This window comes from Pseudomonas sp. GW821-FHT07G06 (assembly GCF_058986625.1).
In genome coordinates this window covers 23,519-42,065 of the sequence record NZ_JBYSVW010000029.1, presented here as the reverse complement: position 1 = coordinate 42,065, position 18,547 = coordinate 23,519, and the positions used below count along the sequence as shown (strand labels likewise).

Here is an 18,547-nt window from a genome sequence, read left to right as displayed (position 1 = left end):
TTGCGCTTTCGATCTCTCGTCAGCGGGAGGCGAATTCTACAGCGTTACTCGCTGCTGTCAACACCTCTTTTTCAACTCCCTTGGCACTTCGATGATCTGAAGCAACCCGCTGCCGAAAACTGCGTAACTCTTTGTTTATCAAGGAGTTTTCCGTTTCGACTGCGCCGGAAGTGGGGCGAATTATAGACATCTGAAATCTGCCGTCAAGCACTGATTTTGCTTTTCTATCAATAACTTACAGAAAGCGCTAAAAGGCCTGATTTGAGGCCTATATAGAGAAGCAAAAACGCCTCCCTATATAGAAGAGAGCAATCAGAGCACGCCAGACGCCTTGAGCGTAGACACCGAGCCTGCATCCAGCCCCAGGACCCGATGCAATACCTCCTGCGTATGCTCACCCAGCAGAGGTGGCGCAAACCGGTACTCCACCGGAGTTTCGGACAGACGAATAGGGCTCGCCACCTGAGGCACCATTCCCGCCAGCGCATGCGGCAGCTCGATGGCCAACCCGCGCGCCTTGACCTGAGGATCGGCAAACATCTGCGCCAGGTCATTGATAGGCCCGCATGGCACGCCCGCCTGCTCCAGCTGCGCCACCCATTCAGCGGTGGTCTTGAACACCGTTGCCTGGCGGATCAGCGGAATCAGCACCGCGCGGTTCGCTACCCGCAGCTTGTTCGTGGCAAAACGCGGATCGTCCGCCCACTGTGGCTGCCCGGCCACTTCCGCGAACTTGCGGAACTGCCCGTCGTTCCCGACGGTAAGGATGAAATCGCCATCCGCCGTAGGAAAATCCTGATAGGGCACAATGTTCGGATGAGCATTACCCAAGCGTTTAGGTGCATTCCCTGTCGTCAGGTAGTTCATGGCCTGGTTGGCCAGACAGGCTACCTGCACGTCCAGCAGCGCCATGTCGATATGCTGACCACCGCCGTCGTGATCCCGATGCGCCAGCGCAGCCAGGATCGCGACAGTCGAGTACAGCCCGGTCAGGATGTCCGTCAGCGCCACGCCAACCTTCACCGGCCCCGCACCTTCCTCGCCTTCAGGTCGCCCCGTGAGACTCATGAGACCGCCCAGCCCCTGGATCATGAAGTCATAACCCGCACGCTTGGCGTAAGGACCGGTCTGGCCAAACCCGGTGATCGAGCAATAGATCAGGTCCGGATTGATCGCCTTCAGCGATTCATAGTCCAGGCCATAGGCCGCCAGACCACCAACCTTGAAGTTTTCGATCAGGATGTCCGACTTCGCCGCCAGCTCACGCACCAGCTTCTGCCCTTCGGGGCGAGTGAAGTCGATGGTGACCGATTGCTTGTTGCGATTGGCCGACAGGTAATAGGCGGCCTCGCTGGTGTTTTCCCCATAAGCATCTTTAAGGAACGGTGGCCCCCAGGCGCGCGTGTCATCACCGTTACCGGGGCGCTCGACCTTGATCACTTCAGCGCCGAGGTCGGCCAGGATCTGCCCGGACCAAGGCCCGGCCAGCACCCGCGATAAATCCAGTACCCGTAGATGCGATAGCGCGCCCATGGACGTCCTCCTGTTAATAGAACGCCTGGATGCCGGTTTGCGCACGACCAAGGATCAGCGCGTGGACGTCATGAGTACCTTCATAGGTATTCACCACTTCCAGGTTCACCAGGTGGCGAGCAACGCCGAATTCATCGGAGATGCCATTGCCGCCCAACATATCGCGAGCCATGCGCGCGATGTCCAGGGACTTGCCGCAGGAGTTGCGCTTCATCATCGAAGTGATTTCGACTGCAGCAGTGCCTTCATCCTTCATACGACCCAGACGCAGGCAGCCTTGCAGCGCCATGGTGATTTCGGTCTGCATGTCGGCCAGCTTCTTCTGGATCAACTGAGTGGCTGCCAATGGACGGCCGAACTGTTGACGATCCAGGGTGTACTGGCGAGCGGTGTGCCAGCAGAACTCGGCTGCACCCAGTGCGCCCCAGGAGATGCCGTACCGTGCCGAGTTGAGGCAGGTGAAAGGACCTTTCAGTCCACGGACATCCGGGAAGATGTTCTCTTCCGGCACGAACACGTTGTCCATCACGATTTCACCGGTGATCGATGCCCGCAGGCCAACCTTGCCGTGAATCGCCGGAGCGCTCAGGCCTTTCCAGCCTTTCTCCAGAACGAAGCCGCGGATGTCGCCGGCATCGTCCTTGCCCCAGACCACGAACACATCGGCAATCGGGCTGTTGGTGATCCACATCTTGCTGCCGGTGAGGCTGTAGCCGCCTTCCACCTTGCGCGCACGAGTGATCATCGCGCCCGGGTCGGAACCGTGGTTAGGCTCGGTCAGGCCGAAGCAGCCGATCCACTCGCCCGAGGCCAGTTTCGGCAGGTACTTCTGCTTCTGCGCTTCGGTACCGAACTCATTGATCGGCACCATCACCAGCGAGGACTGAACGCTCATCATCGAGCGATAACCGGAGTCGATACGCTCGACTTCGCGGGCGATCAGGCCATAGCTGACGTAGTTCAGGCCGCTGCCACCGTATTGCTCGGGGATGGTTGCGCCCAACAGACCCACTTCGCCCATTTCGCGGAAGATCGCCGGGTCGGTCTTCTCATGGCGGAAAGCTTCAAGAATGCGCGGCGCAAGGCTCTGCTGAGCGAACTGCGCAGCCGTGTCGCGAATCATGCGTTCTTCTTCAGTGAGCTGTTGATCCAGCAGCAGGGGATCGATCCAGTTGAAGCTAGCTTTACCGCCCATGAGTGTGTCCTCTCGAATCGGGTCAAATAACGTGGACTGATCCTAGGCCTGGATCGACGCTACGGCAAACGAGGATTTCGCATACTGTTGTGCTAATTTCTCACTCCGAAACGTCGCAAAAGAGCTTTTATGCGATGCATTAGTGAGGTTGACGTACATGCGCAGGAAGATACCCAGCACCACCGCCCTGATCAGCTTCGAGGCCGCGGCGCGCCATGAAAGCTTCACCAAGGCCGCCCAGGAGCTTTCGCTGACCCAGGGGGCGATTTGCCGACAGATCGCCAGCCTTGAGGAGTTCCTCAGCGTAGAACTGTTCCGACGTTCGCGGCGGGGAGTGAAGCTGACTGAGGCCGGGCTTTCCTACAGCCGCCGGGTCGCCACTCAACTGGATGCGGTTGAGCGCGACACCTTGTCCGTGATGGGCCAGCAGGGCACCAACGTAATCGAATTGGCCGTGGTTCCGACCTTCGGTACCCAATGGCTGCTGCCACGACTCAAGGACTTCCAGCAGAAGCACCCGGAAGTGACGGTCAACCTGACCAACCGCACACGCCCGTTCCTGTTCGCCGACACTGATTTCGATGCCGCGATCTACTTCGGCGACGCGGATTGGTCGGGTACGGAATCCCACAGGCTGATGGGTGAAAATCCGATGCCCGTTTGCAGCTCCAACCTGCTCGGGAACAAGACCAGCCTTACGCCCGGCGAAATCGCCGATTTGCCCCTGCTGCAACAAACCACCCGTCCTTATGCCTGGCGCCAGTGGTTCGATTCCCAACATCTGAATGTCCCTCGAGACATGACAGGCCCCCGCTACGAGCTATTCTCCATGCTCGCCCAAGCGGCCATGCATGACATGGGCATTGCCCTGATTCCGCCGTTCCTGATTCAAAGGGAGTTGAAAGAAAAACGCCTGGTGATCGCCAACCCGCAAGCACTGTCCAGCATCAAGGCTTATTACCTGATGATTCCTGAGCGAAAGGTCGAATCCGCGTCATTAAGGGCATTTCGTGACTGGCTGGTAAACCAAGCGCACAGCTACAGCCTAGAGGAGTAAAGGCTCCTCCGCGCTACTTGACCCCGTAGTCAGCAAAAACAAAGCCCTACAGATATACGTATTTGTCGCATGACAGCAAACTGTATCGAGAAGTCGTACAAACGTCCCACAAGCGCCTGATCATGCGGCTTTGCGCCACTATTTCGAGGCGATGCCGCATCATTCATACGGCCGATGTGTAAATTCTTCAATTTCGGCCAGAATCCTTGTAAAGCACGGTCTGCAAGGGATTGAGCCGGTTGGTTGCGACATTCGGTCACGGGGTGACTTGTAGTTAATTTTCCGTCACCCGTCATAATCCCTTGAAGGGCACAAAGTTCGCCTGCAAAATGCCGCGCCCCGCCCTGATTTGGCGGGATCGTGCTGATCGGCCGCCCCAGCCGCACCATCCGTAGTGCATGGGTTTACTCAATAAGATCACGCAGGAGATTTGACGTGCACATTGGTGTTCCTCTCGAAACCCAGACCGGTGAAACACGGGTTGCTGCAACCCCGGAAACCATCAAGAAGCTGATCAGCCAGGGTCATAAGGTCACTGTACAAAGCGGCGCCGGCATTAATGCCAGCGTTGTCGACAGTGCCTATGAAGCGGCAGGCGCAACCATTGGCAGCGCCAATGATGCGTTTGGAGCAGAGCTGATTTTGAAGGTGGTCGCGCCCAGCGACAGCGAGCTGGCGCTGATTAAAAGCGGCACCGTTGTGGTGGGTATGCTCAATCCGTTCAACAACGAAACCATCGCCAAGATGGCCGAGTGCGGCATTACCGCCTTCGCCCTGGAGGCTGCGCCACGTACCTCCCGCGCCCAAAGCCTGGATGTGCTGTCGTCGCAAGCCAACATTGCCGGTTACAAGGCTGTCTTGCTGGCCGCTCACCATTACCCTCGTTTCATGCCGATGTTGATGACGGCTGCGGGCACCGTGAAAGCGGCGCGCGTGCTGATCCTTGGTGCCGGTGTGGCCGGATTGCAGGCCATTGCTACGGCAAAACGCCTGGGTGCGGTGATCGAAGCCTCTGACGTGCGTCCTGCGGTGAAAGAGCAGATCGAATCCCTCGGCGCGAAGTTCGTCGACGTGCCTTACGAGACCGACGAAGAGCGTGAATGCGCCGTTGGTGTCGGTGGTTACGCCCGGCCGATGCCGGCCAGCTGGATGCAGCGCCAGGCCGCGGCCGTGCACGAGCGCGCCAAGCAGGCAGACATCGTCATCACCACGGCACTGATTCCCGGCCGCAAGGCACCGACGCTGCTCAGCGCAGAAACCGTGGCACAGATGAAACCGGGTTCGGTGGTCATCGACCTCGCGGCCGCCCAGGGCGGTAACTGCCCGCTGACCGTGGCCGATCAGGTGGTCGTCGAAAACGGCGTGACCATCGTTGGCCCGACCAACCTGGCGGGCGCAGTGGCGGCCGATGCTTCGGCGCTGTACGCACGCAACCTGCTGGACTTCATGAAACTGTTGTTCGATAAAGAAGGACAACTGGTGATCAACCTTGAAGACGATATCGTCGCCGCGTGCCTGATGTGCCGCGACGGCCAGATCGTGCGCAAGAACGGCTGAGGATAAAAACAATGGAAGACATGCTGATCTCTCACGGTATCTACAACCTGATCATCTTCGTGCTGGCCATCTATGTCGGCTACCACGTGGTCTGGAACGTTACACCTGCGCTGCACACACCACTGATGGCTGTCACCAACGCCATCTCGGCCATCGTGATCGTCGGTGCCATGCTCGCCGCCGCCCTCACCGTGACCCCGCTGGGCAAGACCATGGGCACCCTGGCCGTGGCCCTGGCCGCCGTCAACGTGTTTGGTGGCTTCCTGGTGACCCGGCGCATGCTGGAAATGTTCAAGAAGAAAGCGGCCAAAGCTCCGGCTGCCAAGGCCGAAGCAGTCAAGGCTGAGGTGCAGCAAGCATGAGCATGAACCTGGTTACGTCCCTGTATTTGATCGCCTCGGTGTGCTTTATCCAGGCGCTCAAGGGCCTTTCGCATCCCACCACGTCGCGTCGCGGCAATCTGTTCGGCATGCTCGGCATGGGCCTGGCGATCCTCACCACGGTCGGCCTGATCTACAAGCTCGGTGCCGAGCTGGCCCATGACGGTATCGTCTACGTGATCGTCGGCCTGCTGATCGGTGGCACCGCCGGTTCGATCATGGCCAAACGCGTTGAAATGACCAAGATGCCCGAACTGGTCGCCTTCATGCACAGCATGATCGGCCTGGCCGCGGTGTTCATCGCCATTGCAGCGGTCGTCGAGCCGCAGTCGCTGGGTATCGTTGCACAACTGGGTGACGCGATCCCGGCCGGTAACCGCCTGGAGCTGTTCCTCGGTGCCGCCATTGGTGCGATCACCTTCTCCGGCTCGGTAATCGCCTTCGGCAAGCTGTCGGGCAAGTACAAGTTCCGCCTGTTCCAGGGCGCACCGGTACAGTTCACCGGTCAACACAAACTGAACCTGCTGCTCGGTGTGGCCACCCTGGGCCTGGGCATCACCTTCATGTTGACCGGCGACCTCAGCGCCTTCGCCTTGATGCTGGCCCTGGCCTTCATCATGGGTGTGCTGATCATCATCCCGATCGGTGGCGCGGACATGCCAGTGGTCGTGTCGATGCTCAACAGCTACTCCGGCTGGGCAGCGGCAGGTATCGGCTTCTCGCTGAACAACTCGATGCTGATCATCGCGGGTTCGCTGGTAGGTTCGTCCGGTGCGATCCTCTCGTACATCATGTGCAAGGCGATGAACCGCTCCTTCTTTAATGTACTGCTCGGCGGTTTCGGCAATACAGCCGACGCAGGTCCGGCAGGCGCCAAGGAAGCCCGTCCGGTGAAATCCGGCTCGGCTGACGATGCGACTTTCCTGCTGACCAACGCCGACACCGTGATCATCGTACCGGGCTATGGCCTGGCGGTAGCACGGGCGCAGCATGCGTTGAAGGAACTGACCGAGAAGCTGACCCATCGCGGCGTGACCGTGAAGTATGCGATCCACCCGGTTGCCGGTCGTATGCCGGGGCACATGAACGTGTTGCTGGCGGAGGCCGAAGTGCCTTACGACCAGGTGTTCGAGATGGAAGACATCAACTCCGAGTTCGGTCAGGCCGACGTGGTGCTGGTGTTGGGCGCCAACGACGTGGTCAACCCGGCCGCGAAGAACGATCCGAAATCGCCGATTGCCGGCATGCCGATCCTCGAAGCGTTCAAGGCCAAGACCATCATCGTCAACAAGCGTTCGATGGCCAGCGGCTATGCCGGCCTGGACAACGAACTGTTCTACCTGGACAAAACCATGATGGTGTTCGGTGACGCCAAAAAGGTCATCGAAGACATGGTAAAAGCCGTCGACTAATCCTCTGCGGTACACAGAACGCCCCGACTCGTCGGGGCGTTTTTGTTTGCGCAAATCGTCGGACAAACTATGCTTTTGTTACCGATCCGGTAACGGTGTTTTGCTTGAAAGGCCCGGAATAGACGCCTCGATTGCGACCTTGGTAGCGGGACAGAAGTCGGCGCAATTCACTAGACTGCACGTCCTGCTACCTGTTGCCCGAGATAACAATCCATGTACCGTGACCGTATTCGCCTGCCTTCGTTGTTGGACAAAGTGATGAGCGCTGCCGACGCTGCCGCTCTGATTGAGGACGGCATGACCGTCGGCATGAGTGGCTTCACTCGCGCCGGCGAAGCCAAGGCCGTTCCTCAGGCGCTGGCCGAGCGCGCCAAGGTCACGCCGCTGAAGATCAGCCTCATGACCGGCGCAAGCCTGGGCAACGACCTCGACAAGCAGTTGACCGAAGCTGGCGTGCTGTCGCGACGCATGCCGTTTCAGGTCGACAGCACCCTGCGCAAGGCGATCAACGCCGGTGAAGTCATGTTCATCGACCAGCACTTGTCGGAAACCGTGGAGCAATTGCGTAACCAGCAATTGAAACTGCCGGACATTGCCGTGATTGAAGCCGTTGCGATCACCGAGCAAGGGCATATCGTGCCGACCACCTCGGTAGGCAACTCGGCCAGCTTCGCGATTTTCGCCAAGCACGTGATCGTCGAGATCAACATGGCACACAATCCGAACCTCGAAGGCCTGCACGACATCTATATCCCGACCTATCGCCCAACCCGCACTCCGATTCCATTGGTCAGCGTCGATGACCGCATTGGCAGCACCGCCATCCCGATTCCGGCGGAAAAAATCGTCGCCATCGTGGTCACCAACCAGGCTGACTCACCCTCCACGGTGCTGGCGCCAGACGCCGAGACCCAGGCCATTGCCGACCACCTGATCGACTTCTTCAAACAGGAAGTGGCTGCCGGACGCATGACCAACAAGCTCGGTCCACTACAGGCCGGTATCGGCACCATCGCCAATTCGGTGATGTGTGGCTTGATCGACTCGCCGTTCGAAGACCTGACGATGTATTCCGAGGTGCTGCAGGACTCGACTTTCGACCTGATCGACGCCGGCAAGCTGAGCTTTGCTTCGGGCAGCTCGATCACCCTGTCGAGCCGGCGCAACGCCGATGTGTTCGGCAACCTGGAGCGCTATAAGGACAAACTCGTCCTGCGCCCGCAGGAAATCTCCAACCACCCTGAAGTCGTGCGCCGCCTCGGCATCATCGGCATCAACACGGCGCTGGAGTTCGACATCTACGGCAACGTCAACTCCACCCACGTCTGCGGCACCCGGATGATGAACGGCATCGGTGGCTCGGGCGACTTCGCACGCAACGCACACCTGTCCGTGTTCGTGACCAAGTCGATCGCCAAAGGCGGCGCAATCTCCAGCGTGGTGCCGATGGTCAGCCATGTTGACCATACCGAACATGACGTCGACATCCTCGTGACCGAAGTGGGCCTGGCAGACTTGCGAGGCCTGGCGCCCCGGGAGCGTGCCCGGGTCATCATCGACAAGTGCGTGCACCCGAATTACCGCCAGGCGCTGAATGATTACTTCACTGCAGCGTGCGCCATCGGCGGACACACCCCGCACATCCTGCGTGACGCACTCAGTTGGCACATAAACCTGGAAGAAACCGGGCACATGCTGAAGAAGTAATTGCTACAGATAACAGCTGGCGCAAACACAGTTTCGCCAGCTTGCTATTGCCACCCTCGCAATATGAAAAAAACTGTACTGCTGTACTGGTCATTTCCTACAGAAAATTCCTACCTCATCGGGGTAAAACAGCAATTTTGCACTCAAACAGTGCAGACAGGTACAGTTGCCTCAATTTCGACCAGTACACCCCCTATAAACAGTTAACTGAGCTCTCACAATACAGATGAACTGTATCTACAGAGACTAGGCAAACAAGAGGATCATGGGCACCAGTTAAACCACTACCTAATCCCGCCACAAGCGGAAGGATGACCACCATGGAACGTACACTCAGTTCCGATCTGTTCTTCGAAGACACTGCTGCAAAAACCCAGGCTTCCCTGCCTCTGCGCGTTATCGCCAACCTGATGTTGTGGCAGCGCCGCATTACCAGCCGCCATCAACTGGCTCGCCTGGATTCGCGTCTGCTGGCTGACGCCGGGATTAGCGAAGCACAACGCTACGAAGAGCTGAGCAAGCCGTTCTGGCGCTAAGTTAGCGTCGCTGGCTCTGACCTTAAGGTCCACCGCCAGCAACCCGAATTGAAAAAACAAAACCCGTCGTGGGCAACCACGACGGGTTTTGTCGTTTTGGCTTGGCAAACCTGGTCTTACAGAAGAGAAACCTGATAACCAGTACAGTTTGCAAAAATCTAAAACTGCATGAGTACAATATCGCTACTGTGTGTCTGTAGTAGATATTCGGCAGGTGTCAGCATGGAGCTCTCTACTTATCAGGACAGGGACCGTGCCATGACGAACGTACAGGATTTTTCCATTCCCTCGGTTCAATCGAGACCTTGTCAGCAGAGGCTCCGAGGGCTGCTGAAGCGGCTCTGCGCTGGCCTGGAAAGGGCGAGAACGCGACGTTTGCTGGCTCAACTCGATGATCGCCAGCTAGCGGATCTGGGTATCAGCCACGCCGACCGCAGCAATGAATTGGATAAGCCGTTCTGGCGCTGACTTCCTGCACGCAGGGTCAGGACTGTTCGAACCGACACAGACAGGCCTAATATCACTTCAGAACGTGGCGAACGCCGAGTGCCTGGCGTCTGACTTTGCAGACACTGCGCCATATTTCAAATGGTCTACCAAAAGGAGTTACCCCATGTCCCGTCTTCGCCTGCTTAGCGCCGCGGCCCTGTTTGCCGTGGCTGCCGGTGCCCAAGCCTCCAGCTTCATCGTGACCACGGATGCAGTGGTCAACGCACTCAAGGCCACGTCCGATGCGACCACCAACATCGTTTCGTCGTCGTTCAAGGATGACAAGATCGTCCTCGCCGCCCGTGACGACGCCGCCAGCTTCGTCGCCAGCGAAGGCTCCATCCGCGGTGTGAAGCTGGAAAGCGCCCTTGATCACATTCGCCATAAGGCGCCGCAACTGAGTGCAACAGACGCACAACTGGCTCAGGCGATCCTGACCATCTAAACGGCGGTACAGACATGGGGCACGCCCGGCGTGCCCCAATGTTTCGGTACTGGCTCTAGACGGGCCCTTGCGCTAGCCTTGGGACTCACTTTCAACTGTCGAGTCTCATGCGTTTTCCTTCCCGCTTCCTGATCACTCCAGCCTTTCTCATCCTGGGTTACTGCGCATCAGCCCACGCTTATGACGCCTTCAACCTGTCCACCCAGGGCACCGTCGCCAGTGGTTACGCCACAAGCCTCGTGACCTCAGCCCCCTTCGACCATAAACTACTGCTCGCCGCCCACGATGACGCCGCGGCATTCATTGCCAGTGACGGCCAACTGAGAGGCGCACGACTGGAGTCGGCCCTTCGGTATCTGCGCCAGACCCAGGCAAAACTTCATGCCAGCGACCTTGAACTGGCGCAAGCAATTCTCGTCCAATAGTTATCCCTGCTTTTCTGGAGTTCGTTCCATGCGTAACCCGCTGATTGCTGCCATCCTCGGCCTGCTGCTGTTGGCCGATGTGGCCCAGGCGCATACTCTGGTTGCCACCAGTAACATCCTGATCCGTGCGACCCAGCGCACCCTCGATTTCACCTCCGACACCACCACGTCCATTCGCGATTCGAAAATCGTGCGCGAAGCCCAGGACGACGCCGCCAGTTTCGTCGCCAGCAATGGCGACATTCGTGGCGCTCACCTGGAGTCCGCTTTCAACTTGCTGCGCACCCGCGTGCCCGAAGCGCGCGACGCCAGCGATCAGGATCTCGCCGAAGCCATCCTCGCACTGTGAGGTGCCCACGCGCCTGGCTGCTGACCTGGGCCCTGTTGCTGCTCGGCAACACGGCCCACGCAGGCCTTCAGTTAGAACTCAAGACCGAAGGTCTGACGCCCGCGCAACAGCAAGCCAGCCAGGCGTTGCTTGATGAAGCCATGCAGGCGCTACCGCCACGCTTCATCGAGCAGTTGGACCGACGTATCGTCGTCGGCTGGACCGATGACATGCCGCGCAATGCCTACGGCCAGGCATCGCTGGTGTCCGAGCTCGATCTGAACCGCAACCTGCTGGCCGGCCTCACCGATGGCAGCGCCGCGAGCAAAAAAACCCATCGCCCCCATGGCACCGTGCGCCGGGAAATGCTGGCCACTGTGTTGCACGAGCTGACTCACATCTACGACCGTTCGCGCCTGTGGCCGGATGACGAGCGCAAGCTGATTCAGCGCTGCACCCGGCGCAACAACAGCTCAGGGCTGGTTGGCATACCCGACCAATGTCGGGGCCAGTCCGATCGGCGCTTTACCCTCAGCGATGATCCGCGCCTGCTCGACCTGGCCGGCTGGCAGCAATACGTAGGCCGTCGGGGAGAACGCGAACAGCACAATCGCCAGATCGCCCGCAGTCCGGATATCTACGAGACCAGCAGCCCCAAGGAGTTCGTCGCGGTCAACATGGAGTATTTCCTCCTCGACCCGAGCTACGCCTGCCGCCGTCCCGCACTGTACCGCTACTACAAAGAGCATTTCGGCTGGGCGCCCGCCGCCAGTGACACCTGCAGCAAAACCGTCGCGTTCCTCAATGCCGGCAACGACTTCGCCAAGACACCACTGGGGCAGGTCGATCCGGAGCGGGTCTATGCCGTTGACTACCTGCTGGCCGAGGCTAACCAGAACCTGTTCAGCCGCTGGGGCCACAGCATGCTGCGTTTGGTGATCTGCGCGCCGGGCCGCCCCCGTGGCCCGGATTGTCGACTGGACCTGGACCAGCACTTGGTGCTGTCGTATCGCGCCTTCGTCGGCGACGTGCAGTTGTCGAGCTGGGATGGCCTGGTCGGCAAATACCCGTCGCGGCTGTTTATCCTGCCGCTGTCCCAGGTCATCGACGAATATACCAAGACCGAACTGCGCAGCCTGGCCTCCGTGCCCCTGAACCTGTCGCGCCCAGAGATTGAAGACGTGGTGGAACGTGCCGCCGAGATGCACTGGAGCTACGACGGCAACTATTTCTTCCTGTCGAACAACTGCGCGGTGGAAGAACTGAAATTGCTGCGTGGCGGCACCAACAACCCGAAATTGGTAGGGCTCGACAACATCATGCCCAACGGTTTGCTGGAAGTGCTCAAAGGTCGAGGGCTGGCGGACACCAGTGTGCTGGACGATCCGCGGGAAGCCTTGCGCCTGGGTTATCGTTTCGATTCCTTCCGCGAACGCTATCAGGCGATGTTCGAAATCCTGAAAAAGCACTTGCCGATCAAACAGGAAACCGTCGAAGAGTGGCTGGACTTGAAAGCCGCGGAACGTCGGCAATGGTTCGAGCAGGCCGACCTGCGCACCAGCGCGGCGTTGCTCCTGCTGGAACAGGCCAGTTTCCGTCAGCAGTTGCTGCTGGCTCAGGATGAAGTGAAGCAGCGCTATCTGGGCGCCCGGGAACTGCAGAATGGCGGCATGGACAAGGCCAACGAGACGCTCAAGGACATTCTCGCCAACAGCGGCTTCCTCAGCCGTCCGGCGGAACTGCTGGGCACCAACGGTTATGGCTTGCCACAGCCGAGCGAGTGGGAGCATCTGGAATCGGAAAGCAGCCAGCGCCAGAAGCAGCTCCTGGCGCTGTCCGGGGACCTGGACAAGGAAGTGAGAGCGTTGCTCGAACCGGGTCGTGCCGCCGAAATGGCCGCCAACGAAGCCAACGTAAAGCAGATTGGCGAGCATTTGCGCAAACTGCACAAGGCAGCAGGCGGCATAGAGTTGCCTTGACCCGCAACCTGTAGGAGCGAGCTTGCTCGCGATGAGGGCTGCACATCCAGCATTGATGTTGGCTGACACGCCGCTATCGTCGGATCGCCGCCCGGAGCAAGCTCGCTCCCACAAGGTTTACAGCGTTTTGCTGTTCAGTCTCTGAATCAGGAACGCTGCCTTCAGCTGACGCGGGCCTTACGCACGCCTTCGGCCAATGCCGAGCACAGGCTCAGCACGCCATCCACGGCTTGTTCCGGCGACGTGGCATTGGCGATGTGATCGATCAACGCCGAGCCCACCACCACACCATCAGCCAGGCGTGCAATGGACGCTGCCTGTTCCGGAGTCCGGATACCGAAGCCGATGCTGATCGGCAGGTCGGTATGGCGGCGCAGACGGGCGACCGCTTCCTCGACGTGTTCCAGCGTGGCGGCACCGGCGCCGGTCACACCGGCCACCGACACGTAGTAGACGAAACCGGAACTGCCGTTGAGAACGGTCGGCAGGCGCACATCGTCGGTGGTTGGCGTGGTCAGGCGAATGAAGTCCAGACCCGCAGCCTGGGCCGGGTCGCACAGCTCGCCGTTATGCTCCGGCGGCAGGTCGACCACGATCAGGCCATCAACGCCGGCCTCTTTGGCCTCAGCAATGAAGCGCGGTACACCGTACATGTGGATCGGGTTGAAGTACCCCATCAGCACCAGCGGCGTTTCGTTGTTGTCCTGGCGGAACTCGCGAACCATTTGCAGAGTTTTCGCCAGATTCTGTTTGGCACCCAACGCACGGATGTTGGCGAGCTGGATGGCCGGGCCGTCAGCCATCGGGTCGGTGAAGGGCATGCCCAACTCGATCACGTCGGCACCAGCCGCCGGCAAGCCCTTGAGGATGGCCAGGGAGGTGTCATAGCCCGGGTCGCCGGCGGTCACGAAAGTCACCAGGGCGGCGCGGTTCTGTTCCTTGAGTTCGGCAAAACGCGTTTGCAGGCGGCTCATCAGTGTTTCTCCTGCTTAGATTGTTCCATGTGGTGCATCACGGTCTGCATGTCTTTGTCGCCACGGCCGGACAGGTTGACCACCATCAGGTGATCCTTTGGCAAGGTCGGTGCACGCTTGAATACTTCAGCCAAGGCATGGGCGCTTTCCAGGGCCGGGATGATCCCTTCCAGGCGGCAGCACTGGTGAAATGCGGCGAGGGCTTCGTCGTCGGTCACCGAGGTGTACTGAACGCGGCCGATGTCATGCAACCAGGCGTGTTCCGGGCCGATGCCCGGGTAGTCGAGGCCGGCGGAGATCGAGTGGGCATCGATGATCTGGCCATCGTCGTCCTGCAGCAGGAAAGTGCGGTTGCCGTGCAGCACGCCTGGAACGCCGCCATTCAGGCTGGCCGCATGCTTGCCGGTCTCGATGCCGTAACCGGCCGCTTCAACGCCGATGATCTCGACGCTCTTGTCGTCGAGGAACGGGTGGAACAGGCCCATGGCGTTGGAGCCACCGCCAATGCACGCCACCAGGCTGTCCGGCAGGCGACCTTCCTGGGCTTGTAACTGCTCGCGGGTTTCCTTGCCGATCACGGCCTGGAAGTCGCGGACCATCGCCGGGTAAGGGTGCGGACCGGCCACGGTGCCGATCAGGTAGAAGGTGCTGTCGACATTGGTCACCCAGTCACGCAGGGCTTCGTTCATTGCATCCTTCAGCGTGCCGGTGCCGGCGACCACCGGGATAACCTCGGCGCCCAGCAGCTTCATGCGGAACACGTTGGCCTGCTGGCGTTCGATGTCAGTGGTGCCCATGTAGATCACGCAATCCAGGCCGAAACGCGCAGCCACGGTGGCAGTCGCCACGCCGTGCATGCCGGCGCCGGTCTCGGCGATGATGCGCTTCTTGCCCATGCGTCGCGCCAGCAGGATCTGGCCGATGCAGTTGTTGATCTTGTGTGCGCCGGTGTGGTTCAGCTCTTCGCGCTTGAGATAGATCTTCGCGCCGCCACAGAACTCGGTCAGACGCTCGGCGAAGTACAACGGGCTTGGACGTCCGACGTAGTCGCGCTGGAAGTAGGCCAGTTCTTCCTTGAATGCAGGATCTTCCTTGGCCAATTCATATTCACGGGCCAGGTCGAGGATCAACGGCATCAGGGTTTCGGCAACGTAGCGGCCACCGAACGCGCCAAACAGGCCGTTGGCATCAGGGCCGTTGCGCAGATTAGTCTGGGTCATTTGGCGCTCCAGTTGAATGCGTGAAGTGATGCATAAAGAGATAGTGGGCTTCACTCTACCCCTGACGCCCCGGCCTGAAAACCGATAAGATCGCCACAACCTGTCAGGAAAACTCACAGATTCCATGAGCCATGACCTTCCTCCGCTGAATGCGCTTCGCGCCTTCGAAGCCACTGCCCGCTTGAACAGCGTCAGTCAGGCGGCCGAGCAGCTGCATGTCACCCATGGTGCCGTCAGCCGGCAGCTCAAGGTGCTTGAAGAACACCTCGGCGTGAGCCTGTTCATCAAGGACGGTCGCGGCCTGAAACTCACAGATGCCGGCTTACGCCTGCGTGACGCCAGCAGCGAAGCCTTCGAGCGCCTGCGCAGCGTCTGCGCCGAACTCACACAAAGCACGGCCGACGCCCCGTTCGTGCTCGGTTGCTCGGGAAGCCTGTTGGCGCGCTGGTTTATCCCGCGACTGGGGAGACTCAATGCCGACTTGCCTGACCTGCGCCTGCACCTGTCGGCCGGAGAAGGCGATCTCGATCCGCGAAGACCGGGACTGGATGCCTTGCTGGTCTTTGCCGAGCCACCCTGGCCGGCGGACATGCAGGTTTTCGAGCTGGCCAGCGAAACTATCGGTCCGGTCATGAGCCCTCGGTTCGCCGGCTATGAGCGGCTCAAGCAAGCGCCGGGAAGCGCACTGCAGAACGAACCCTTGCTGCACACCACCTCACGTCCTCAAGCCTGGCCAAACTGGGCGCAACAATGCGGCCTCGACGCCGGGGCGCTGAAGTTCGGTCAGGGATTTGAGCATTTGTATTACTTGCTGGAAGCCGCCGTCGCAGGTCTGGGCGTCGCGATTGCCCCCGAACCCTTGGTGGCGGAGGACTTGAAGGCCGGCCGCCTGGTTGCGCCATGGGGCTTCAGTGAAACCCCGGCACAACTGGCGTTGTGGCTACCCAAGCGCGCCGCGGACGGGCGCGCCCGGCAACTGGCGCAGTGGCTTAAAAACGAGCTGCGCCGGGCGGATTAATCACGCTTGCACAACAGATAAGCGGCCAGCAGGCCCAATGCGCCCACGGCGACACCGGCTGTAGTCCAGGGGTGCTCCTGGGCGTAGTCTCGGGTGGCAATCCCGGTTTCACGGGTTTTGACCTTGACCTCTTCATAAGCGTCGGCCAGCAGATGACGCGAGTGCTTCAAGGCATTCTCGGCGTTGCCTTTCAGGGTCTTGAGGGTTTTACGCGACTCGTCCGAGGCGTCGTCCTTCAGGTTTTCCAAAGACTTGAGCAGACTCTCGATCTCGGCTTCCATGCTTTGCAATGAGGCTTTGCGTAACGAGGTGTTGGCCATGGTGGCTCTCCTGCATTGGTGATGAGTGGCGTGTGTTGGTTGGGACTTCAGGGGTTCGAGAAAGTGCAGAAAATCTGAACTTCACTCTCAGTACGGCCAACAGAAGAAATAGGAAAAATCACTGCTAGGCTGTAATTCACACGCCAAGGAGAACGCCATGTCTGACCATCACACCTACAAGAAAGTCGAGCTGGTTGGCTCGTCCACCAGCAGTATCGAGGATGCGATCAACAACGCCCTGACCGAAGCCAGCAAAAGCATCAAGTACATGGAATGGTTTGAAGTCACCGAGACCCGTGGGCACATCAGGGACGGCAAGGCCGCGCACTTTCAGGTGACCCTGAAAGTCGGATTCCGGATTGCCAGCAGCTGACTTTGGGCTAGTCTTCTGAACTTGCACGCCGGCCGAATGCCATAGGGAATGGCACAGCGCTGCATGAGTGCGTCCGGCTGACGGCTGGTTACCCCTATGATCCGACCAGGGAATGCAACCGATGAAGAAGTTTATGTTGGCGGTAGGTTTATTGAGCCTTGCGGGGACCGTGTTGGCAGATGGTGGCAAGCCATGCGAAGAGCTGAAAGCCGAAATCGCAGCGAAACTTGATGCCAAGGGCGTTTCCGGTTATTCGCTGGAGATTGTCGATAAAGGTAGCGCCGCTGGCGGAAAAGTTGTTGGTAAATGCGAAAAGGGCGCCAAAGTGATCGTCTACAAAAAGTAGGCCGGTCCTCGCCTGATTGAAAAAGCCGACGCCCTGGCGCCGGCTTTTTCATGCCTGCCGTTTGAGTATCAGCCTCGCATGACCTGCGCCAGCAGCTCGTAGGAGTGCACGCGATCCGAATGTTCGTACAGGTCACAGGTGAAAATCAGCTCGTCAGCCTGGGTCTGTTCGATCAGGACCTCGAGTTTGGCGCGGATTTTCTGTGGGCTGCCAATCATGGCCAGACCAAGAAAATCGTGCACAGCCTCTTTCTCATGGGGCAGCCACAGGCCGTCCATGGTCTTCACCGGCGGACGCTGTACCAGACTTTGGCCGCGCATCAGGGCGAGAATCCGCTGGAACACCGAAGTCGCCAGGTAATCGGCCTGCTCATCGGTATCGGCTGCCACCAATGGCACGCCGAGCATTACGTAGGGTTTATCCAAAACGGCTGAGGGCTTGAAGTGATTGCGGTAGACCCGAATCGCTTCATGCATGTAGCGCGGTGCGAAATGCGAAGCGAAGGCGTAGGGCAAACCGCGCTCACCGGCCAGCTGTGCACTGAACAGGCTCGACCCCAACAACCAGACCGGCACATGGGTCCCGGTTCCCGGCATGGCGATGATCCTTTGATCCGGGGTACGTGGCCCGAGGTAGCGCACCAGTTCCGCCACATCTTCCGGGAAGTCGTCGGCGCTGCCGGAGCGCTCGCGGCGCAAGGCACGTGCGGTCATCTGGTCGGAACCGGGCGCGCGCCCCAGGCCCAGATCAATCCGGCCCGGATAAAGGCTTTCCAGGGTGCCGAACTGCTCGGCAATCACCAAGGGGGCATGGTTGGGCAGCATCACCCCGCCTGAACCGACTCGAATGGTCGATGTACCACCGGCCAGATAACCGAGCAGAACCGAAGTCGCGGAACTGGCGATGCCGTCCATGTTGTGGTGCTCAGCCACCCAGAAGCGGTTGTAACCGAACTTCTCGACATGCTGCGCCAAGTCAAGCGAGTTGCGCAGCGACTGGGCCGCGCTGCCGTTCTCGCGCACCGGCACCAGATCGAGGGTAGAGAACTTGATATCGGACAGTCGTTTCATAAACCTGCTTCTCCAATTGAGGGCGCAGGTTTGTTCTTGCGAACGCAAACCTGCCGAATCCAAAAGCGTGTTCATGCAATGTGGGCATATACCCGAGTTTCAATAGCCCGGTAAAAAATCCCGCGAAAAAAGCAGATTGATCGGACGAAGTGAACTTTGCCCCTTCGTCTATCCTCACAACCC

The 18,547-nt window shown here is 59.5% G+C and carries 20 protein-coding genes; 14 read left to right on the top strand and 6 right to left on the bottom strand.

Annotated features, from left to right (window positions below; genetic code table 11):
- Positions 1-312 precede the first annotated feature (312 nt).
- Both AC3WJW_RS29150 and AC3WJW_RS29145 read right to left on the bottom strand, forming a co-directional pair.
- Positions 313-1,533 carry a CaiB/BaiF CoA transferase family protein gene (locus tag AC3WJW_RS29150; RefSeq protein ID WP_493728415.1) on the bottom strand — a complete coding sequence of 407 codons (1,221 nt, stop codon included), beginning with the start codon at positions 1,531-1,533 and terminating at the stop codon, positions 313-315.
- A 13-nt stretch (positions 1,534-1,546) separates the two neighbouring features.
- On the bottom strand, positions 1,547-2,728 hold the full coding sequence (locus tag AC3WJW_RS29145) for an acyl-CoA dehydrogenase (RefSeq protein WP_007969743.1): 1,182 nt from the start codon (positions 2,726-2,728) through the stop codon (positions 1,547-1,549).
- A gap of 157 nt (positions 2,729-2,885) precedes the next feature.
- On the opposite strand from AC3WJW_RS29145, the gene AC3WJW_RS29140 reads away from it, so the two are divergent.
- The 11 genes from AC3WJW_RS29140 to AC3WJW_RS29090 all read left to right on the top strand — a co-directional run bounded on the left by AC3WJW_RS29140 (position 2,886) and on the right by AC3WJW_RS29090 (position 13,043).
- On the top strand, positions 2,886-3,785 hold the full coding sequence (locus AC3WJW_RS29140; RefSeq protein WP_493728414.1) for a LysR family transcriptional regulator: 900 nt from the start codon (positions 2,886-2,888) through the stop codon (positions 3,783-3,785).
- Positions 3,786-4,220: 435 nt separating this feature from the next.
- Positions 4,221-5,342 carry a Re/Si-specific NAD(P)(+) transhydrogenase subunit alpha gene (locus AC3WJW_RS29135; protein ID WP_493728413.1) on the top strand — a complete coding sequence of 374 codons (1,122 nt, stop codon included), beginning with the start codon at positions 4,221-4,223 and terminating at the stop codon, positions 5,340-5,342.
- Between the two features lie 11 nt (positions 5,343-5,353).
- A complete protein-coding gene (locus AC3WJW_RS29130) occupies positions 5,354-5,704 on the top strand; it encodes an NAD(P) transhydrogenase subunit alpha part 2 (protein ID WP_053152987.1) in 351 nt (116 codons plus the stop codon).
- Positions 5,701-7,134, top strand: coding sequence for an NAD(P)(+) transhydrogenase (Re/Si-specific) subunit beta (locus AC3WJW_RS29125; RefSeq protein WP_007969748.1), 1,434 nt, complete (start codon positions 5,701-5,703; stop codon positions 7,132-7,134). Before AC3WJW_RS29130 ends, AC3WJW_RS29125 begins: the two co-directional genes overlap by 4 nt.
- A gap of 213 nt (positions 7,135-7,347) precedes the next feature.
- Entirely contained in the window at positions 7,348-8,841 is a 1,494-nt protein-coding gene (scpC, locus tag AC3WJW_RS29120; RefSeq protein ID WP_493728412.1) for a succinyl-CoA:acetate CoA-transferase ScpC, read from the top strand.
- Between the two features lie 320 nt (positions 8,842-9,161).
- Positions 9,162-9,377 (top strand): DUF1127 domain-containing protein, encoded by a 216-nt coding sequence (locus AC3WJW_RS29115; protein WP_007969750.1) that lies wholly within the window; start codon positions 9,162-9,164, stop codon positions 9,375-9,377.
- Positions 9,378-9,635: 258 nt separating this feature from the next.
- Positions 9,636-9,845 (top strand): DUF1127 domain-containing protein, encoded by a 210-nt coding sequence (locus AC3WJW_RS29110; RefSeq protein ID WP_493728411.1) that lies wholly within the window; start codon positions 9,636-9,638, stop codon positions 9,843-9,845.
- 145 nt (positions 9,846-9,990) lie between these two features.
- Positions 9,991-10,311 (top strand): DUF2388 domain-containing protein, encoded by a 321-nt coding sequence (locus AC3WJW_RS29105; RefSeq protein WP_015092936.1) that lies wholly within the window; start codon positions 9,991-9,993, stop codon positions 10,309-10,311.
- A 107-nt stretch (positions 10,312-10,418) separates the two neighbouring features.
- On the top strand, positions 10,419-10,736 hold the full coding sequence (locus AC3WJW_RS29100) for a DUF2388 domain-containing protein (protein WP_493728410.1): 318 nt from the start codon (positions 10,419-10,421) through the stop codon (positions 10,734-10,736).
- A 28-nt stretch (positions 10,737-10,764) separates the two neighbouring features.
- Entirely contained in the window at positions 10,765-11,085 is a 321-nt protein-coding gene (locus tag AC3WJW_RS29095) for a DUF2388 domain-containing protein (protein ID WP_008045884.1), read from the top strand.
- Positions 11,082-13,043: a DUF7844 domain-containing protein gene (locus AC3WJW_RS29090; protein WP_493728409.1), complete on the top strand. Its 1,962-nt coding sequence runs from the start codon at positions 11,082-11,084 to the stop codon at positions 13,041-13,043. Before AC3WJW_RS29095 ends, AC3WJW_RS29090 begins: the two co-directional genes overlap by 4 nt.
- A 161-nt stretch (positions 13,044-13,204) precedes the next feature.
- On the opposite strand, the gene trpA is transcribed toward AC3WJW_RS29090, so the two are convergent.
- Together trpA and trpB are read right to left on the bottom strand one after the other, a co-directional pair.
- Entirely contained in the window at positions 13,205-14,017 is an 813-nt protein-coding gene (gene trpA, locus AC3WJW_RS29085) for a tryptophan synthase subunit alpha (protein WP_015092933.1), read from the bottom strand.
- Positions 14,017-15,237: a tryptophan synthase subunit beta gene (trpB, locus tag AC3WJW_RS29080; RefSeq protein WP_008002146.1), complete on the bottom strand. Its 1,221-nt coding sequence runs from the start codon at positions 15,235-15,237 to the stop codon at positions 14,017-14,019. Before trpB ends, trpA begins: the two co-directional genes overlap by 1 nt.
- A gap of 124 nt (positions 15,238-15,361) precedes the next feature.
- Here trpB and AC3WJW_RS29075 point away from each other — a divergent pair, with 124 nt between their 5' ends.
- Positions 15,362-16,255, top strand: a complete 894-nt coding sequence (locus AC3WJW_RS29075) for a LysR family transcriptional regulator (protein ID WP_493728408.1) — start codon at positions 15,362-15,364, stop codon at positions 16,253-16,255.
- Here AC3WJW_RS29075 and AC3WJW_RS29070 read toward each other — a convergent pair.
- Complete coding sequence (locus AC3WJW_RS29070) at positions 16,252-16,575, bottom strand: ElaB/YgaM/YqjD family protein (protein WP_095967836.1); 324 nt, start codon at positions 16,573-16,575, stop codon at positions 16,252-16,254. The two genes, AC3WJW_RS29075 and AC3WJW_RS29070, sit on opposite strands and share 4 nt — an antisense overlap.
- A gap of 157 nt (positions 16,576-16,732) precedes the next feature.
- Here AC3WJW_RS29070 and AC3WJW_RS29065 point away from each other — a divergent pair, with 157 nt between their 5' ends.
- The gene (locus AC3WJW_RS29065; protein WP_015092929.1) at positions 16,733-16,948 is read left to right on the top strand and encodes a dodecin; all 216 of its coding nucleotides are present in this window, start codon (positions 16,733-16,735) and stop codon (positions 16,946-16,948) included.
- Positions 16,949-17,069: 121 nt separating this feature from the next.
- On the top strand, positions 17,070-17,294 hold the full coding sequence (locus tag AC3WJW_RS29060; protein WP_102701539.1) for a DUF1161 domain-containing protein: 225 nt from the start codon (positions 17,070-17,072) through the stop codon (positions 17,292-17,294).
- 68 nt (positions 17,295-17,362) lie between these two features.
- On the opposite strand, the gene AC3WJW_RS29055 is transcribed toward AC3WJW_RS29060, so the two are convergent.
- Positions 17,363-18,364, bottom strand: coding sequence for an LLM class flavin-dependent oxidoreductase (locus AC3WJW_RS29055; protein WP_095967837.1), 1,002 nt, complete (start codon positions 18,362-18,364; stop codon positions 17,363-17,365).
- Between the last annotated feature and the right edge of the window lie 183 nt (positions 18,365-18,547).

Coding starts and splice junctions, on each gene's coding strand:
- AC3WJW_RS29095 (WP_008045884.1), top strand. CDS start 10,765: ATGCGTAACCCGCTGATTGCTGCCATCCTCGGCCTGCTGCTGTTGGCC.
- AC3WJW_RS29105 (WP_015092936.1), top strand. CDS start 9,991: ATGTCCCGTCTTCGCCTGCTTAGCGCCGCGGCCCTGTTTGCCGTGGCT.
- scpC (WP_493728412.1), top strand. CDS start 7,348: ATGTACCGTGACCGTATTCGCCTGCCTTCGTTGTTGGACAAAGTGATG.
- AC3WJW_RS29140 (WP_493728414.1), top strand. CDS start 2,886: ATGCGCAGGAAGATACCCAGCACCACCGCCCTGATCAGCTTCGAGGCC.
- AC3WJW_RS29100 (WP_493728410.1), top strand. CDS start 10,419: ATGCGTTTTCCTTCCCGCTTCCTGATCACTCCAGCCTTTCTCATCCTG.
- trpA (WP_015092933.1), bottom strand. CDS start 14,017: ATGAGCCGCCTGCAAACGCGTTTTGCCGAACTCAAGGAACAGAACCGC.
- AC3WJW_RS29145 (WP_007969743.1), bottom strand. CDS start 2,728: ATGGGCGGTAAAGCTAGCTTCAACTGGATCGATCCCCTGCTGCTGGAT.
- AC3WJW_RS29115 (WP_007969750.1), top strand. CDS start 9,162: ATGGAACGTACACTCAGTTCCGATCTGTTCTTCGAAGACACTGCTGCA.
- AC3WJW_RS29065 (WP_015092929.1), top strand. CDS start 16,733: ATGTCTGACCATCACACCTACAAGAAAGTCGAGCTGGTTGGCTCGTCC.
- AC3WJW_RS29060 (WP_102701539.1), top strand. CDS start 17,070: ATGAAGAAGTTTATGTTGGCGGTAGGTTTATTGAGCCTTGCGGGGACC.
- AC3WJW_RS29130 (WP_053152987.1), top strand. CDS start 5,354: ATGGAAGACATGCTGATCTCTCACGGTATCTACAACCTGATCATCTTC.
- AC3WJW_RS29110 (WP_493728411.1), top strand. CDS start 9,636: ATGACGAACGTACAGGATTTTTCCATTCCCTCGGTTCAATCGAGACCT.
- trpB (WP_008002146.1), bottom strand. CDS start 15,237: ATGACCCAGACTAATCTGCGCAACGGCCCTGATGCCAACGGCCTGTTT.
- AC3WJW_RS29075 (WP_493728408.1), top strand. CDS start 15,362: ATGAGCCATGACCTTCCTCCGCTGAATGCGCTTCGCGCCTTCGAAGCC.
- AC3WJW_RS29055 (WP_095967837.1), bottom strand. CDS start 18,364: ATGAAACGACTGTCCGATATCAAGTTCTCTACCCTCGATCTGGTGCCG.
- AC3WJW_RS29125 (WP_007969748.1), top strand. CDS start 5,701: ATGAGCATGAACCTGGTTACGTCCCTGTATTTGATCGCCTCGGTGTGC.
- AC3WJW_RS29150 (WP_493728415.1), bottom strand. CDS start 1,533: ATGGGCGCGCTATCGCATCTACGGGTACTGGATTTATCGCGGGTGCTG.
- AC3WJW_RS29070 (WP_095967836.1), bottom strand. CDS start 16,575: ATGGCCAACACCTCGTTACGCAAAGCCTCATTGCAAAGCATGGAAGCC.